This is a genomic window from Geodermatophilus sp. SYSU D00742, assembly GCF_054049935.1.
Genome location: NZ_JBJGYJ010000005.1, coordinates 70,492 through 86,461 on the forward strand (window position 1 = coordinate 70,492; position 15,970 = coordinate 86,461).

General features: G+C 68.2%; 14 protein-coding genes, 1 other RNA gene and 3 pseudogenes. 12 read left to right on the top strand and 6 right to left on the bottom strand.

Translation table 11 applies throughout. The features are described from left to right. Nucleotides 1-35: 35 nt before the first annotated feature. A pseudogene (locus tag ACI78V_RS05135) lies at nucleotides 36-128 on the bottom strand (IS5-like element ISLpl3 family transposase); the annotation flags it as partial. Between the two features lie 487 nt (nucleotides 129-615). Here ACI78V_RS05135 and ACI78V_RS05140 point away from each other — a divergent pair. The 10 genes and pseudogenes from ACI78V_RS05140 to ACI78V_RS05185 all read left to right on the top strand — a co-directional run bounded on the left by ACI78V_RS05140 (nucleotide 616) and on the right by ACI78V_RS05185 (nucleotide 9,969). After that, a complete protein-coding gene (locus ACI78V_RS05140; RefSeq protein ID WP_456849568.1) occupies nucleotides 616-921 on the top strand; it encodes a hypothetical protein in 306 nt (101 codons plus the stop codon). A gap of 463 nt (nucleotides 922-1,384) precedes the next feature. Continuing rightward, nucleotides 1,385-2,356: pseudogene (locus tag ACI78V_RS05145) on the top strand (type I restriction-modification system subunit M); the annotation flags it as partial. Between the two features lie 122 nt (nucleotides 2,357-2,478). After that, nucleotides 2,479-2,631 (top strand): annotated as a pseudogene (locus ACI78V_RS05150) (N-6 DNA methylase); the annotation flags it as partial. 36 nt (nucleotides 2,632-2,667) lie between these two features. After that, nucleotides 2,668-3,333, top strand: a complete 666-nt coding sequence (locus tag ACI78V_RS05155; RefSeq protein ID WP_456849773.1) for a hypothetical protein — start codon at nucleotides 2,668-2,670, stop codon at nucleotides 3,331-3,333. Further along, on the top strand, nucleotides 3,330-4,541 hold the full coding sequence (locus ACI78V_RS05160; RefSeq protein ID WP_456849570.1) for a restriction endonuclease subunit S: 1,212 nt from the start codon (nucleotides 3,330-3,332) through the stop codon (nucleotides 4,539-4,541). Before ACI78V_RS05155 ends, ACI78V_RS05160 begins: the two co-directional genes overlap by 4 nt. Next, a complete protein-coding gene (locus ACI78V_RS05165; protein WP_456849572.1) occupies nucleotides 4,541-6,349 on the top strand; it encodes a type I restriction endonuclease in 1,809 nt (602 codons plus the stop codon). Before ACI78V_RS05160 ends, ACI78V_RS05165 begins: the two co-directional genes overlap by 1 nt. Next, nucleotides 6,346-7,593, top strand: coding sequence for a type I restriction enzyme subunit R domain-containing protein (locus tag ACI78V_RS05170; RefSeq protein ID WP_456849574.1), 1,248 nt, complete (start codon nucleotides 6,346-6,348; stop codon nucleotides 7,591-7,593). Before ACI78V_RS05165 ends, ACI78V_RS05170 begins: the two co-directional genes overlap by 4 nt. Beyond that, the gene (locus ACI78V_RS05175; protein WP_456849576.1) at nucleotides 7,590-8,711 is read left to right on the top strand and encodes a restriction system modified-DNA reader domain-containing protein; all 1,122 of its coding nucleotides are present in this window, start codon (nucleotides 7,590-7,592) and stop codon (nucleotides 8,709-8,711) included. Before ACI78V_RS05170 ends, ACI78V_RS05175 begins: the two co-directional genes overlap by 4 nt. Next, entirely contained in the window at nucleotides 8,708-9,427 is a 720-nt protein-coding gene (locus tag ACI78V_RS05180) for a PD-(D/E)XK nuclease family protein (protein WP_456849578.1), read from the top strand. Before ACI78V_RS05175 ends, ACI78V_RS05180 begins: the two co-directional genes overlap by 4 nt. Next, nucleotides 9,424-9,969: a hypothetical protein gene (locus tag ACI78V_RS05185; RefSeq protein WP_456849580.1), complete on the top strand. Its 546-nt coding sequence runs from the start codon at nucleotides 9,424-9,426 to the stop codon at nucleotides 9,967-9,969. The genes ACI78V_RS05180 and ACI78V_RS05185 overlap by 4 nt, the downstream gene beginning before the upstream one ends. 213 nt (nucleotides 9,970-10,182) lie before the next feature. Here ACI78V_RS05185 and ACI78V_RS05190 read toward each other — a convergent pair whose 3' ends face one another. From ACI78V_RS05190 to ACI78V_RS05205, 4 genes are all read right to left on the bottom strand, one after another. Beyond that, nucleotides 10,183-10,920, bottom strand: coding sequence for a hypothetical protein (locus ACI78V_RS05190; protein WP_456849582.1), 738 nt, complete (start codon nucleotides 10,918-10,920; stop codon nucleotides 10,183-10,185). A gap of 194 nt (nucleotides 10,921-11,114) precedes the next feature. Beyond that, nucleotides 11,115-11,981, bottom strand: a complete 867-nt coding sequence (locus ACI78V_RS05195; RefSeq protein WP_456849584.1) for a hypothetical protein — start codon at nucleotides 11,979-11,981, stop codon at nucleotides 11,115-11,117. Between the two features lie 412 nt (nucleotides 11,982-12,393). Beyond that, nucleotides 12,394-13,365, bottom strand: a complete 972-nt coding sequence (locus ACI78V_RS05200) for an AAA family ATPase (RefSeq protein ID WP_456849586.1) — start codon at nucleotides 13,363-13,365, stop codon at nucleotides 12,394-12,396. Then, nucleotides 13,362-13,553 carry a helix-turn-helix domain-containing protein gene (locus tag ACI78V_RS05205; RefSeq protein WP_456849588.1) on the bottom strand — a complete coding sequence of 64 codons (192 nt, stop codon included), beginning with the start codon at nucleotides 13,551-13,553 and terminating at the stop codon, nucleotides 13,362-13,364. Before ACI78V_RS05205 ends, ACI78V_RS05200 begins: the two co-directional genes overlap by 4 nt. Nucleotides 13,554-13,612: 59 nt before the next feature. On the opposite strand from ACI78V_RS05205, the gene ACI78V_RS05210 reads away from it, so the two are divergent. Next, nucleotides 13,613-14,287: a helix-turn-helix domain-containing protein gene (locus tag ACI78V_RS05210; RefSeq protein WP_456849590.1), complete on the top strand. Its 675-nt coding sequence runs from the start codon at nucleotides 13,613-13,615 to the stop codon at nucleotides 14,285-14,287. Next, nucleotides 14,280-15,416, top strand: coding sequence for a tyrosine-type recombinase/integrase (locus ACI78V_RS05215; protein ID WP_456849592.1), 1,137 nt, complete (start codon nucleotides 14,280-14,282; stop codon nucleotides 15,414-15,416). Before ACI78V_RS05210 ends, ACI78V_RS05215 begins: the two co-directional genes overlap by 8 nt. Nucleotides 15,417-15,462: 46 nt before the next feature. Here ACI78V_RS05215 and rnpB read toward each other — a convergent pair. After that, an RNA gene (rnpB, locus tag ACI78V_RS05220) (RNase P RNA component class A) lies at nucleotides 15,463-15,863 on the bottom strand. Nucleotides 15,864-15,970 lie beyond the last annotated feature (107 nt).

Consider the following 15,970-nt stretch of genomic DNA (forward strand, 5'->3'; position numbering starts at 1 on the left):
GCGAGGCTGAAGCCTCACAGGCATGGAGTCAACCGAACCCAGGCAGTCCCCTTCCACGACCCGTACCGCTCGGGCATGTCCCACCACGGCGCGCCGGTGGCCGACTTCCAGCAGGTCTCGTTGAGCGCTCACCGAAAATCACGCCACCGGCCGATGCGCCACCTCGGCTCCGGGAGCAACGGCTCGCGACGGGCCCAGACCTCGTCGGTGAGTCATGCCGGCGAACCATCACCCAGCTCGGATCACACCGCTGCGAGACCGCCAGAACGGCCCTGGACGACGAGCCATGTGATGCCTTATCGTGGACATGTGTTCGAGCGGCCGTAAGGTCGAGCGATCATGTGAGGCCCGCTGCAGATTGCGACTGGGCGAGTCTCACGGCAGCACCCCGAGCTTCGCTCCGTGGTGACTTGGCCCCCCGCCAGGTCACCGAGTGGCGAAGAGTTCCCTCGGGGAGTGACTGAGGGGACATGCCCCGAGGGAGCGCGCTGCCAGGAGGGCCGTTGCACTAACAGTCCAATCGGACTCGGCACGGGGGGATAGGCCGAGGTCGGAAGGATTGAGTTAGTGGACCGACTGGCGCTCCTAGTCCTCCTCACCCCGTTTGCTTTCTTGATGACCGTCTTTTTGGTCGTCTGGGGCACGGCGTTCCTGATTTACCGCGAGACCAAGAAGACGGGTGACTTCCGCGCCGTCGTAGGCGCGGCGGCCCATTTCCCCTGGTCAGCGGTTTGTCGTGCGCTGGTCAGTTTTTTTCGCCCCCTGGTGGGCCGGGGGCGTCTGGGCGATGCCGATGATGTGCCCGGTGACATACCGCAGGCGCCTGCGTACGCCCCAGCTGATGAGGTCGAAGCTGGACACGGCCGCGAAGCCGGGCCAAGCGATGACGAGTCCAGGCAGAGCTCATCAGCGGCTCCGTGAGAAAGGCCGTAACGGTGAAGAGGGCTGCGTACTACCGGATTATTCCGATCATGGGCCGCCGCCTCACTGGGGCTCGCGAGAATCCGCAGGACAAGCCTTGAAGCCCTCACGAGAGAAGGGCCACGTCGTCCTGGCCCTCACTACGACTCCCCGGCGCGTAGTCCTCCAACGACGGCAGCGGCGCCGCGTAACGCAACGCCGTTCTAGGAGGTGGGCAGCGTGGACCACCCGCGCTCGTGGACGCCATCGATAGGCACGGCGCCTCGCGCGGGCCTGCGCTTGTGGGCACGTTGACGAGGGAGGGCCGATCCTCGCCTTTCACCACACTGGGCTCCCCTGCCCCACCCATCCAGGACAGTGGCTAGTGCTGTCACGTAGAACGGGGCGTGCCGGTGGACGACCAGTCCCCGGCACGGGATAGGGGGCGCGGGCAGTGCAGGGTTTTGAGGGCAAGGTCCAGTTCGTGTGGCAGGTCGCCGACCTGCTTCGGGGTGACTACAAGCCGGCGGAGTACCGCGGGGTGATCCTCCCGCTGCTGGTTCTGCGCCGGCTGGACGCCGTGCTGGAGGAGACGAAGCCGGCAGTTCTGGCGCGCGCCGAGCAGCTCAAGGGCATCACCGACACCCCGGACCTGCTGCTCAAGCAGGCCGCCGGGGTGCCGTTCTACAACACCAGCCCGCTGACGTTCACCAAGCTGCTGGACTCTCCGAACAACCTGGCTCAGCAGTTGCGTGCCTACATCGGCGCCTTCTCCCCGGACGCCTTCCAGGTGCTGGAGAAGTACAGGTTCGACGAGCAGGTCACCCGGCTGGACGAGGCAGGCCTGCTGTACCTGGTGCTGGGCAAGTTCGCCGAGCTCGACCTGCGCCCGGACGTCGTGCCCAACCACGCGATGGGCTACGTCTTCGAGGAGCTGCTGCGGCGGTTCTCCGAGCTCTCCAACGAGACGGCCGGTGAGCACTTCACCCCGCGCGAGGTCATCCGGCTGATCGTCAACCTGCTCTTCGGCGAGGACTCCGACGTCCTCACCGGCACTGCCCCGGTGCGCTCCATCTACGACCCGGCGTGCGGCACCGGCGGCATGCTCAACATCGCCGACCAGTGGCTGACCCGGCTCAACCCGAAGGCCCGGTTGGAGATGTTCGGCCAGGAGCTCAACCCGGAGACCTGGGCGATCGCGCGGTCGGACCTGCTGATCCAGGGCCAGGACCCGGAGCGGATCGTGCTGGGCAACACGCTCACCGCCGACGGGCACGCCGACAAGCGCTTCGACTACCTGCTGGCCAACCCGCCCTTCGGCGTCGACTGGAACAAGTCCGCCGCGGCGATCAAGGCCGAGGCGGCGCAGCCGGGCGGTCGGTTCTCCGCCGGCCTGCCCCGGGTCTCGGACGGCTCGCTGCTGTTCCTGCAGCAGATGATCGCCCGGATGAAGCCGGTCGAGGACGGCGGATCGCGGATCGCGATCGTCTTCTCCGGCAGCCCGCTGTTCGCCGGCGCGGCGGAGTCCGGGGAGCGAACATCCGCCGCTGGATCATCGAGAACGACTGGCTCGAGGGCATCGTCGCGCTGCCCGACCAACTCTTCTACAACACCGGGATCAGCACCTACGTCTGGATCGTCACCAACCGCAAGCGTCCCGAGCGGCAGGGCAAGGTCACGCTGGTCGACGCCCGCGGTGAGTGGTCGAAGCTGCGCAAGTCCCTCGGGGACAAGCGCAAGTACCTCGACGACGACCAGATCGCCGAGGTGACCCGGATCTACGCGGACGCCGTGCAGCTCGCCGGCGCCGACGAGCGCGTGAAGATCTTCGACAACGACACCTTCGGCTTCCGCAGGATCACCGTGGAGCGGCCGCTGCGACGCCGCTGGACGGTGACCGCGGAGACCGTCGAGACCGTCCGGGAGGCCAAGCCGGTGGTCGCCCTGTCCGTTGGGGACGACGCGGCGCGCAAGACCCACGACGCCGTGCTCGGAGCGCTCAGCGATCTGGTCGGGACGACGGAGGAGACCGAAGCGGCGTTTACGAAGTTGCTGCTCAACGCCTGCACCGCGCGGGGTCAGGTGGGCCTGACACCGGCGCTGAAGAAGGCCGTGCTCGCGGCGGCAGCCGTCGCAGACCCCGATGCGCCGGTGGTGACGGACAAGAAGGGCCAGCTGCTGCCCGACCCGGACCTGCGCGACAACGAGAACGTGCCGCTCACCGAGGACGTCGACGCCTACGTCGAGCGCGAGGTGCTGCCGCACGTGCCGGACGCCTGGGTCGACCACACCAAAATCAAGGTCGGCTACGAGATCCCGTTCACCCGGTTCTTCTACAAGTACGTGCCGCCTCGGCCACTCGCCGAGATCGACGCCGAACTGGAGAAAGTGGAAGCGGAAATCCAGCAGGTGCTGGCGGGTCTCAAGCGATGAGTCTCTTCGACCGCGTTCCCGTCGGCTGGTCGCAGAAGCCGCTCTGGTCCATGTTCGTCCGCGAGAAGGACGTCGGGCATCCGAAAGAGACGATGCTGTCCGTCTTCCGAGAGCACGGCGTAGTCGAGAAGGACAGCCGTGCGAATCTGAACGTCACGGCGGAGGACCGGAACATCTACCAGTTGGTCGACGAAGGCTGGCTGGTGGTCAACCGGATGAAGGCCTGGCAGGGCTCGGTCGGTATCTCCCCGCATCGGGGAATTGTGTCGGGGCACTACCTTTGCTTTCGCCCGAGACACGGAGAATCGCCCCACTATCTCAACTGGCTGCTGCGCTCTACTCCATATATCGCCGAGTATCAGAAGCTGTCGCGCGGCGTCCGGCCCGGGCAAGCCGAGATTGACAACGATCTCCTGCGTACCACACCAGTCCTTCTACCACCATTGGAAGACCAGCGGCGGATCGCGGAATTTCTCGACCACCAGGTGGGCCGCATCGGCCGAGCTGTTGAGCTTCGTTCGCAGCAGAGTGCGCTCCTTGATGCGCGGACGTCTCGAACTCTCCAGGATCGACTGGACCAAGCGTCTGGCGGAGACGTCGTTCCACTGGGAGTTGCTGCCTCAGTCATAGACACCGAACATAGGACCGCTCCCATTGCCGAGGGAACGGGCCTCTGGATCGCGGGCACAAGTGCTGTTCGAGATGGGCAGATTCGACCCGAGCTGATGTTCGAAACGGACGAGGATTCTTTTCGTCAATGGACTAGGCGCGGTCTCCCGAGAGCAGGCGATCTCCTTCTTACACGTGAAGCGCCGGTCGGTGAGGTTGCATTGCTCTCAGAGGACAGCCCGCGCCTGGCCATCGGTCAGCGCGTTGTGGTGCTCCGGCCGGGGCCACGGGCCTTGCCGAAATTCCTTCTCGCCGTCCTAATGTCCCCGTCGGTACGACGGTTCTACGACCTCGTCACCCAGGGCTCCCTTCACCCGCATCTGAACAACAGCGACATACGCCGCATCCCCGTGCCGGCAGTTCATCCTGATGAACAGTTCGAGTTGGCGACTGAGCTGGATTTGCTCGTTGCAAGCGCTAGGGCAGGCAGGGAAGCAATGTCCCGGTCCATCGAACTTCTCCGGCAGCGTCAACAGGCCCTAGTCACAGCAGCAGTAACGGGCCAGTTCGACGTCACCACGGCTCGGGCGGTGGCGTGATGGGGGGGCACACCGAGTCCGACTTCGAGGCCGCGATCGAGGCCTACCTGCTGCAGCACGGTTGGCGGCACGGCTCCCCCACTGACTACGACGTCCCCCTCGGTCTCGACCCGATCCAACTAATCGGCTTCGTGCAACAGACCCAGCCGAAGGCATGGGCGAAGCTGGAGAAGCAGCACGGGTCCGCGGTCGAGGCCAAGTTGGCCAAGCGGATCGCCGACGAGATCGACGCGCACGGCGTCGTCCACGTCCTCCGCAAGGGCGTCAAGGAGCGCGGCGAGCGCATCCAGCTGGCCTTCTTCCGACCCAGCCACGGGCTCACGCCCGAGCTGGTGGAGAACTACGCGAAGAACCGGCTGCTGGTCTACCGGCAGCTGCACCACAGCGAAAGCAGCCCGCACCAGTCCCTGGACCTGATGCTCGCCGTCAACGGCATCCCGGTGGCCACCGCGGAGCTGAAGAACCAGTTCACCGGGCAGACCGTCCGGCACGCCAAGGCGCAGTACCGCGACCCCAAGCAGCGCAACCCGGCCGACCGGATCTTCGCCCGCCGCTGCCTGGCGCACTTCGCCGTCGACCCCGACCTGGTCTTCATGACCACCAGGCTCGCCGGGTCCGACACGGTCTTCCTGCCGTTCAACCAGGGGTCGGCCGGTGCCGGCAGGAAGGGTGGCGAGGGCAACCCGCCCAACCCGCACGGGCACCGCACCGCCTACCTGTGGGAGCAGGTCTGGGCCCGCGACACCTGGCTGGACCTGCTGCACCGCTACGTGCAGGAGGAGGTGCCCAAGCACGGTGCCCGCAAGGTGCTGTTCCCCCGCTACCACCAGTGGGACGTCGTTGAGCGGCTCACCGGGCACGCCGCCGTCCACGGGGCCGGTCAGAGCTACCTGCTGCAGCACTCCGCCGGGTCGGGTAAGTCCAACTCGATCGCCTGGCTGGCCCACCGGCTGGCCGATCTGCACTCCCCCAGCGATCCCGCCCAGCTCGCGCCGGGCGCCGGGTTGGACACGGACGAGTTGGTGTTCGACAAGGTCGTCGTCATCACCGACCGGCGGGTCCTCGACGCCCAGCTGCAGGCGACCATCTCCGGGTTCGAGCACGTCCAGGGCCTGCTTCAGCGCATCGACCAGGACTCCCAGCAGCTCAAGGCCGCCCTCGCCGACGCCAAGACGAAAATCATCATCACCACGCTGCAGAAGTTCCCGGTGATCAAGGACGCCACCATCCACGGCAAGCGGGTGGCGGTCATCGTCGACGAGGCGCACTCCTCGCAGTCCGGGGACGCCGCCCAGAGCCTGAAGAAGGTGCTCGGCGGTGGCGACCCGCTCGCCGCCGCCGAGGCCGAGGCCGCCTCCATCGAGGCCGCCCAGCCGGACGAGCAGGACGTGCTGGCCGCCGTCCTCACCGACGCGGCCGCCTCCCGAGGTCGCAGCCCGAACCTGTCGTTCTTCGCGTTCACCGCGACGCCGAAGGGCAAGACCCTGCAACTGTTCGGCACGCCGCGCGAGGAGGCCGGCGCGACGGTCTACGAGCCGTTCCATCTGTACTCGATGCGGCAGGCGATCGAGGAGGGCTTCATCCTCGACGTCCTCAAGAACTACGTGACCTACAAGCGCTACTACCGGCTGGCCAACGGGCTGACCAGCGATGACCCGAGGTCGAGAAGGGCAAGGCCGCCGTCGCGCTTGCCCGGTTCGTCGACCTGCACCCATCCAACCTCGACCAGCGCGCCGAGATCATCGTCGAGCACTTCCGCACCGTCACCGCCGGCAAGATCGGCGGCCAGGCCAAGGCGATGGTGGTGACCGGCAGCCGGCTGCACGCCGTCCGCTACCTCGCCGCCGTGCGGCGGTACCTGGAGAAGAAGCGGCTCACCGGCATCCGCGCGATGGTCGCCTTCTCCGGCGGCGTCACCGACCCCGACATCCCCGGCGACCCGGTCACCGAGACCGGGCTCAACGGCTTCCCGGAGACGCAGACCAAGCAGCGCTTCCACGACGAGGGACAGCTGCTGATCGTGGCCGAGAAGTACCAGACCGGCTTCGACGAGCCCCTGCTGCACACCATGTACGTGGACAAGAAGCTCGAGGGGGTCAAGGCGGTCCAGACCCTGTCCCGGCTCAACCGCATCCACCCGGGCAAGGAGGACACCTTCGTCCTCGACTTCCGCAACACTGCCGAGGAGATGCGGGAGCAGTTCGCGCCGTTCTACGAGTCCAGTTGGACCGAGGAGACCGACCCGAACCTGCTCTACAACCTGCAGACCCGGATCGAGGACCACCACGTCATCGACCCCGAGGAGCAGCAGAGGGCCGTCGCTGCGTTCCTGCTCGGTCACGACGCCGCGCACGCCACGGTGACCGCAAACGTGGACCCCGCCGTCGTCCGGGCCGGAAACCTCCCCGACCACGAACTCAACAACCTCCGGGACGCGCTCAAGGCCTTCGTGCGGGCCTACGCCTTCCTCGGACAGGTCATGCGCTTCACCGACGACGAGCTCGAGAGCCTGTACCTCTACGGCAAGTTGCTGCTGGCCAAGCTGAAGTCCCCGACCAACGAGTCCGGCGCCATCGACCTCGGGGCCACCGAGCTGGCCTTCGTCGGCCACTCCGCCGGCACCGTGACCAGCGGCAGCAACACCCCGGGTGAGGACGACGGGGAGATCGAGACCTACACGGGGGCCGGCCGCGGAAGCAGCCTCGAGGAAGCGCTGATGATCAGACTTTCGGAGCTGATCGACACCTTCAACGCCGCCCACGGCATCGACCTGAGCCAGGCCGAGAGCCTGCTCATCTACGTCGGCGTTCCCAGCACACTGTCCGACGACGAGGACGTCCAGCAGCGAGCCGCAGACAACACCGAGGAGCAGTTCTCGATGACGATCAAGAAGGACGACATCGCTGGCGCCCTCTTCGCCAACCAGGAGAGCTCCAACAAGCTCCTCAAGGCACTGCTGGAGAACGAGGGCTTCGCCGACGCCGTCCAGAAGATCATCAGCACCGAGACCTGGAAGGCCGCCCGCCGCAAGCACGCGGAGGCCGCCGCGTGAGTCAGCTCTCCACGGTGCTGACCGAGTGCGCGGCCCGGCTGGCGGCCATACCCGCGCATCAGCGCATCGGTGAGCAGAACACCAAGGCGAACGTGATTGCTCCGGTTCTCGACGCTCTTGGCTGGAACACCCGGGACTTCGGCTCGGTCTACCACGAATACCGGCGCCTGCCGGTCGACAATCCGGTCGACTACGCGTTGCTGGTGGATGGCCGCCCGCAGCTGTTCGTGGAGGCCAAGGGCTACGGCGAGAACCTCGACGACCCCAAGTGGTCGAGACAGGTCGTCGCGTACGCGACCGCCGCCGGCATCGAGTGGGTCGTGCTGACCGACGGCGCGCAGTGGCGGCTGTTCAACGCCCACGCACCGGTTCCCATCGAGGACAAGGAGTTGCGTCGCGCCTCCCTCGTGGAAGACGTCGACGACGCGGTAGAGCTCCTGACCTTTCTCCGCCCCGACCGCATCGTCACCGGCGAGCTTGCATCGCTCTGGCGGGCACGTCAGGGCGACCGAGCAGCCGCGGCTGTCCTGAGCGCCACGTTCCGCGGTGGACGGCTCCCGGAGTCGCTCGTGACAGAACTGGCGCGCGGCGCCGGCGCCTCCGACGAGGACACTGTCCGGGACAGCCTCCGCCGTGTCCGTGTGGACTGGGCCTGGTCACCGGGCGGACCCACCCTCACTCCGGTCGCACCCGCCGTCTCACCTGTGCCAGCACCTCCGCTGGCTGTTCCTCCTGCCGCACCGACGTCGGCCGGAACGCCCACGCCGGTCCAGCCGCGGCGCCCCCGACGAAGCCTCGTCGGCGCGGATGAGCGAGCGGTGAAGCTCACCGACCTGCTCGGCAGCGGCCGCGTCCAGCCGGGGACCTTGACGGCGCGCTACTACGGTCGGGAGTGGGAGGCCGAGCTGCGCGCTGACGGAACGATCGTCATCGCCGGTGAGGCCTGCACCTCGCCGTCCGCCGCGGGCGCCGCCGTGAAGGTCCTCGCCCGTGGGCCGGACATCCCCGAGTCGGTGCGTGCCACCGACGGATGGGACTTCTGGAGCGCCGTGGACACCGCGGATGGGCGCCGGGCCACGCTCAAGGCAATCCGCCGACGCCTCACGCAACCGTCGTGACACCGATTGGGGCCGCCGACTGGGAGGCTCGGATCAGCACGCTGGGCGCCGAGTGGGCTGACGTGGTCCAGTCCGAGGATGCCCGCGATCGGGCAGCTGTGGCTGAGTGGACCGAGCACGTCTTCAGCCTGCTCGCGGAGATGCAGGCGCTCAAGGACGACGGCGAATGGCTCGGCGGGCCCCGCACCCTCCTGCACGTCCTCAAGCTGGAGCAGCGCGAGCTGGTGCTCACGGCGGGCCTCGCCTGGCTGCTCGACCCCGAGGGGTTCCACCGCCTCGGGAACCGGGTGCTGTCCCGGTTCCTCGCCCTGGTCGGCGTCGACGTCGCTCAACTGACCCCCGTGGAAGTCCAACTGGAGGAGTGGGGCGCTCAGCCGGAGGAGGCCAGGACGCGGACCCGAGCCGACCTGCTACTCCGCGTACCAGGTGGGACCGTGCTGGTCGAGGCCAAGGTCGGCGCCGGCGAACAGGCGGACCAGTGCACCCGCCTCGCCGAGGACTGGCGCGGTGAGAGCCCCGTCTTCGTCTTCCTCACACCGAACGGGCGGCCGCCCACCACGGACGACGGCGTGACTCCCTGGCAGCGCCTGAGCTGGGCCGCCGTCGCCGGCATTATCGCGGACTCAGTGGCCGACCTCGGGCCTGGACGCGCGCCCGCCCCCGGCGCACTCGACTACCTACACACCTTGCAGCATTTCCACGGGAGCGATGCATGAGCACTGACCTGAAGACCTCCTTCTACTTCCGCCACCGTGAGCTCATCGAGGAATGGGCGGCACTGCGCAAGCCGGCTCAGAACTCATTCGACACCGCGTTGCGGGGCCTTAGCGGCCGCCTCGCGCTCGCTGCAGAAGGCGCCGACGTGATGCCGGTCGAGACCCAGGGCCAGTGGTCGAAGATCCGCGTGCTCAAGCCCACCTGGATCCAGCCCGACTGGCGCCTGTCCATCGCACTAGCTTGGAACACTGCGGATCTCCTCAAGCTAGACGGCGTCCGACGCCCGTACGTCGGCGTCACTCTGGACGACAGTTCCGGCAACCAACGTCAGCGCTCGAAAGGCGTGCACAGCCAGTGCTCAGAAATCGCTCGGGATCTCGGCTGGAAAGAGCCGAGGCAGGACGCTTGGCCGGTCTGGGGCTGGATCGATCAGCCAACTGACGACTTCAGCCTCGACTCGTGGGTCGAGGCCTGTGTCGCTTCCTTTGCGCTTGGCTGGTCAGCTCTCCACGAACTTCTCGAAGAAATCGCCACCGATTAACTCATAGTACGAGTTCCGCAGCCGAGCCACTCACCATGGGTCTTACTGTCGCGGCGGCCCATGCCAGAGTGCCAATATGGGACCGCCGCAGCGTTCAAGCTGCACTAGCGCCGAAGCTTCGCGGAAACGTGGCGTCACCTTCCCTCAAAAGCCTGCTCCACAAGCTGTGGGGATGATGGTCTATTCAGGGCACTCCGGCACATCTGTTCACTTTCAGGGTTGTTGTGTCAGTCGTAGCGGCTGTTCGTCAGCCCAGCGGAAGGGAATCTCATGCCAGCCTCGATCGGGGAACCAGGCAAGGGAGCGACTGGAGGAGAAGCCGGAGACGACCCACACATGGGTTATTCCGCGCGGGAGGGTCGGCGCGCGGACGGGGAGATCGGTTCTAGCACCATCAAGTAGCGACTGGACGGGCACAGCCGAACCGACGGTGACCCAGATGAAGGCGTGCCCCTCATCACCTAGGCACGCTGCAGAGAGCTTCTCTCCCACATCCGATTGGCGTCGGAGAACATCCTCCACCCACTCGGCCAGCGCGTCAGCCTCCCGGCCGAAACCCGAGAAGGGCGCCGACATGAGCGCGACCCGCCCAGCTTGGTCGTCCTCGTAGGCGTGGGCGGTGAACAGCCCCAAGCCCTCCCAGGCATCGGAGTCCCGGAGGAGTCGTTGAGCACCACGCGGGCTGTCCCCCGACCGCTGCTCGGCCTCGCGCAGGACCGCGGGGAGTCTCCTCTTCAAGGAGGTCACGTTGGTCGTGTGCTCGAGACTGACGTGCCAGGCCCACTTGAGATCCGGGATGTCGAGGTGGCGTCCCTTTGAGAGGGCGCTGGACTGCCTCTCGTAAGCGACATCGTGATCTCCCACGACTTCGAGTCCAGCCACGCGGCTGTCGCGATACCGAATCAGACCGTCCGGCATCCGTGGGGCACTGCCGTCGTCGTAACGCACCACCCGGGCACCAAGTGATCGGGCGACAATCTCTCTGGCGGCCATCTCTGGTCGCCCCTCAAGGGGACGCTGCCGTTGACCCATTCCGGCATTCTTCCTGCTCCTTGTGGACCGACCCGGGCTGGCCCAGAAGGCCACCCCTGTCTCGTGCGCCGCTGCCCGGCTCCGCGGGGCGAGTCCGCGGAGCCGGGCCCCCGTCAGCGGGACGGCTCCCGCCAGCACCAGTCGCGCGGCAGCGGCGGGATGGTCATCGAGGTCCACGCCGCGTAACTGCTCTTGTGGCGACTGTCCGGGATGATCACACGCAGCTCCAAGGAGCTCGGCTGCTCCTTCCGCACGTAGTAGTGGAGGTCGAGCCGGTCCTCGAGGTCCGCGATGGACGAGTCGGACCACACCGCGACCTCGTTCCGCCCGTACCCGGTGATGCTCGCGTACCGGGTCTTGAAGCGCTGGAGAGTCGGGGGCCAGTCGACCAACCCCAGCATGTTGCCGAGGTGGAAGGTGCTGCGGATGTCGTCCTCGATCCTCGCCGTGCCGAACAGGTGGACCGACGGTGCCTTCACGGACAGCCGCTGCGCGAAGTCGTAGTCGTTCCCACCGTCGGCCAGCACCGAGACCTGGTCCAGCAGGACCATCGAGACGTTCCGGACGTGGAAGGACAGCCGAGTGAGGCGGAACAGCTCGTACGTGATGACGCGGACGTGGGCGTCCTCCTGCACGGCGAGCCGGCTCCGCGTCGAGTATCCGGCGTTCATGCGGGGGTCGGCAGCCAGGTCCTGGATCAGCAGGGTGGGCAGGAGACACCGCAGCTGCGCCGTGATGCGACGGGCGGCCTCGACCGTGCCCGTCAGGACCATCGCGGGGTGCTCGATGTCGAGCTGCCCCGTGTCGGCGGCCTGAGCCAGCCTGGCGGCGATCACGACGTCGTTGTCACTGCCCGGCCGGTGCACCGTCCAGGTGCGGCCGGAGTGCTTCATGAGCGCCAGCTCCGACACCTGCTCCGAGCTGAGCTGCCCACCGGGCAGCATGTTGTGGTTCAGGTGCGTGGTGTTGTTCGGGAGCATCGGGTAGTTCGCTTCTCTCTCCCCTGCCGCGTGCAGGGGTGTATGCACCACTAGCCTCGGCTGGCGGCGTTGCGGACGGGCTAGAGGCCCGGAGACGGGCCGGCGTGGGCGCAGCCCGCTGGCCCTCGGCGAGGAGCCGATGTGGGGCGGGGTGGGGTGGCGCCCTGCGTGGCGCTCATTCACGGCCTCAGCCCAGGAGCCGAGGCCGAGTCGGGGACAGCTGCGCCCGGGCGCAGCGCCTTGACCGGTGTCTGTGCAGGTCCGGGGCGCCAAGAAGCGCCCGGTGACCTGTCGTGCCGGGAGGGAGCCCCGCCTCGAGGGCGGGCTCCCGGTCAGTGGGTTGGGTCTGGGTGGTGGAGGGGGGTTCTAGGGGGGAACCAACCCACCCACCCGGACGGGCTCACCCGGTTGCTCACCCAGGGGTGGAGGACCGGTCATCGGTCGGAGGCGACCACATCCCCCTCCGGCGGACGGCTCGCACCAGACCGCGACCCGCGTCCTCCGAGCCCACACCTGCCATCCAGTCCGCCAGGTACCGGCCCAGGGCGCGCTCGCTGTACGGAGGCTGTGCTGTCCTGAGGGCCGCCACTGCCTCCTCGTACCGCGCCTGGGTCTTGGCCCGCCCTGTGGCCGGGGCAGCCGCCTGGGACGTCGAGGAGGTCTGCCCCGTGGTCCGGAGCTCCCCGTGGATCACTCGTCCGCCGTCCCGGGTGAGCCGGTAGTGGGCATCGGCGGTGTCGTTGCCGTGGCTGTGAAGAGACGTCTTGGTGACCTTCAGACCGTGCCGGAAGAAGGCCGGGATGGAGTGCACACCAGCCGGCTTGTTGCCGCCGCTGTTGGTGTGGTGCACCAAGACCACCGCGAGACCTGCATGTGCCAGGGCGCCCAGGCATGCCAGCGGGCGGGCGACCTCGGCGTTGGAGTTCATGTCCACCGCGCCGGCCCAGGCGTAGAGGTTGTCCACCACCACGACGCCGACGTCCTCGCAGACCGCTTCGTCGGCGGTGTCCTTCCACAACTCGAGGTCCACAGCCGGTGGCGTTCCGAGCAGCATGTCGGCGCCGAACCCGTCACCGATCCGGTCGGCGTACTCCCACTTTCCCCCGGCATCGGCGGCGAGGACGAGGCAGCGGCGGGGACCGCCGTTCACCGGCTGACCGAGCCAGCTGTCCCCGCCAACGAGTGCGGCGACCAGGTCGACCATGAGCCAGCTCTTGCCGGCCTCGGTGAGGCCGTAGACGAGGGTGGTGGTCGCGTGGATGAGGCCCTCAACGAGGAACCGCGCGCGGTCCTGGTGCTCCCAGAGCACCTCGTCGACAGTCTGTGCAGCGACCAGATCCCGCAGCCGGGAGCGGGTGGGGGCGGTCGGGAGGGTCGCCGTCACGCCGGGAAGGGCATGGCCGGGGCGGCCTGCTGGTCGATCCAGGCGTCCACGTCGGCTCTCCGGTAGCGGATGTGCTTGCCGATGCGGTATCGGTTGGGGCCGAGGCTGCGGCTGTTCCACTGGTAGACGGTGGCGACGGGGACGCCGAGGTAGGCCGCCACGTCCTGGACGGTCATCAGGTTGTCCATCATGATCCTTCTCTGTATTTTGGGGAACGATCGCCGTCAACTTGGCGACAAGGAAGACCATGACGGACGCGTTGTGCGTCCACAACCAGGGACGGGGAAGTTTCGTGGGCTCACGCGAGATCACGCGAGGCCCGACCGCCGCACAGGTCAGCCGCAACGTGGCCGACCTGCGCCGCGCGCGCGGTCTCAGTCTCGGGCAGTTGTCGGAGGTCATGTCCGACCTCGGGAGGCCGATCCTGGCCAGCGGCCTGGGCAAGATCGAAACCGGAGAACGGCGCGTCGACGTCGATGACCTCGTGGCCTTGGCCCTGGCGCTCGGCGTCAGCCCGGTCAGGCTGCTGCTGCCGATCGAGGCCCACGCGATGACCGAGGCACCCGAGGGCGACAGGGTGGACCTGCTCCACGGCCGCTCCTCGAGTTCTGTCGAGATCGGCCCCGGCCAGTTCATGCCGTGGCAGAGGGCCTGGGAGTGGATGTGCGGGGACGAGCCGCCCATGGGCATCGACACCTACGGCGACTGGCAGCAGGAGAACCGGCCACACGTCCAGCAGCGCCCAACCGGCGCCGCACTGCGGCGGCTCGCCAACACCGCCCGCGACGGTGCACTTGCGCTCGAGCGGGCGGCGATCCTGCTGCACCGGGACGCGGAGGCCGAAGACGAGGTGTCACCCGAGCCCGTGTTCGGCTCCCCCGCCGCGCCGGCCCGGCGCCCCCAGGAGGCTCCACGTGGCTAGCGTCTACAAGCGGGTACGCCCCCGGCCGGGCAAGCCGGACCTGGTGACGTGGGAGACCCGGTGGCGGGATCTGACCGGCACACAGCGAAAGAAGACCTTCACCAAGAAGGTCGACGCCGACCGGTACGCCACGTCCATCGAGCACTCGATGCTCACCGGGGCGTACGTGGACCCCAAAGCCGGCAAGGTCACGTTCCAGGAGTACGCCGAGCAGTGGCGGGCCGGGCAGGTACACCGGCCGACCACCCAGGCGCACCACGAGACGATGCTGCGCCGGCACGCGTATCCCCACCTCGGCCATCGGCCGCTGGCCGACGTCCGGCCCAGTGAGGTCCAGGCCTGGGTGAAGCGCCTCTCGGAGACGCTGGCGCCCTCCACGGTCGGTGTCGTGCACCGGATCGTGGCCGGCATCTTCAAGGCCGCAGTCCGCGACCGACGTGTGGCCACCAGCCCGTGCGAGGGGACCAGGCTGCCGAAGCGGCAGCCGAAGCGGGTGGAGCCGCTGTCCACCGAGGCGGTGGCCGCCCTCATCGCCGCCGTCCCCGACCGGTACCGCACCTTGTTCGTCCTGGCCGCGGGCACCGGGATGCGGCAGGGCGAGGTCTTCGGGTTGACCGTCGACCGGATCAACTTCCTGCGAGGGCAGGTCACCGTGGACCGTCAGCTGGTGCTGGTCCCGGGCCGGGAGCCCTTCCTGGCCCCGCCGAAGACTGCGGCGTCCCACCGGACCATCCCGCTGCCGCGGGTGGTCGTGGACGCGCTGGCGGCCCATCTGGCGGCCTTCCCCACCGGCCCGGACGGCTTCGTCTTCACCACTGAGGCCGGGAAGCCGATCCGGCGGACGGCGTTCTCGGCACAGGTGTGGCAGCCGGCCGGACGGGCAGCCGGGCTGCCGTCGACGGAGACCTTCCACGGTCTGCGACACCACTACGCGTCCCTGCTCATCCGACGCGGGGAGTCGGTGAAGACCGTCCAGGCGCGCCTCGGGCACGCCTCGGCCTCAGAGACCCTGGACACCTACTCGCACCTGTGGCCGGACTCCGACGACCGCACCCGGGAGGCCGTGGACGAGGCCTGGCGTGGAGCTGTTGTGCCCCCGATGTGCCCCCAGGACGCGGAGGCCCTGTGACGCAGCGGAGTCTCCCCAGGTCAAAGCCTTGCTGAGGCGGGGGCGACGGACGAGTCGGCCTGTACGCCGGGTTCTGTCCACGGGTGCCTTGCGGCCTCCCGATGGGCGGTCATCCATCTAGGCCTGCCGTTGCCGGCAGGCTCCAGCGGTCCACCCGCAGGCATCGGGCGGGCAGCCCTCGAACGCCTGCGCAGGACGGCGGCGGACCGCCGTCCCTCTCGACCTTGCTCCGGGTGGGGTTTACCGAGCCACACCGGTCACCCGGTGTGCGGTGGTCTCTTACACCGCCGTTTCACCCTTGCCAGCGCACGCGCTGGCGGTCTGTTCTCTGTGGCACTGTCCCGCGGGTCACCCCGGGTCGCCGTTAGCGACCACCCTGCCCTGTGGAGCCCGGACGTTCCTCGGCGACGGGGTCTCCCCCGCCGACGCGACCGCCCGGCCGACTCGTCCGTCGTGCCGACCAGTCTAGTGAACGGCCCCGCTCGGGGGAGGAACCCGCCCTCCAGCCCGTCGGGGGGACGCTCACGGTCGAGGCCACCGCCGGCGTGGGCGGC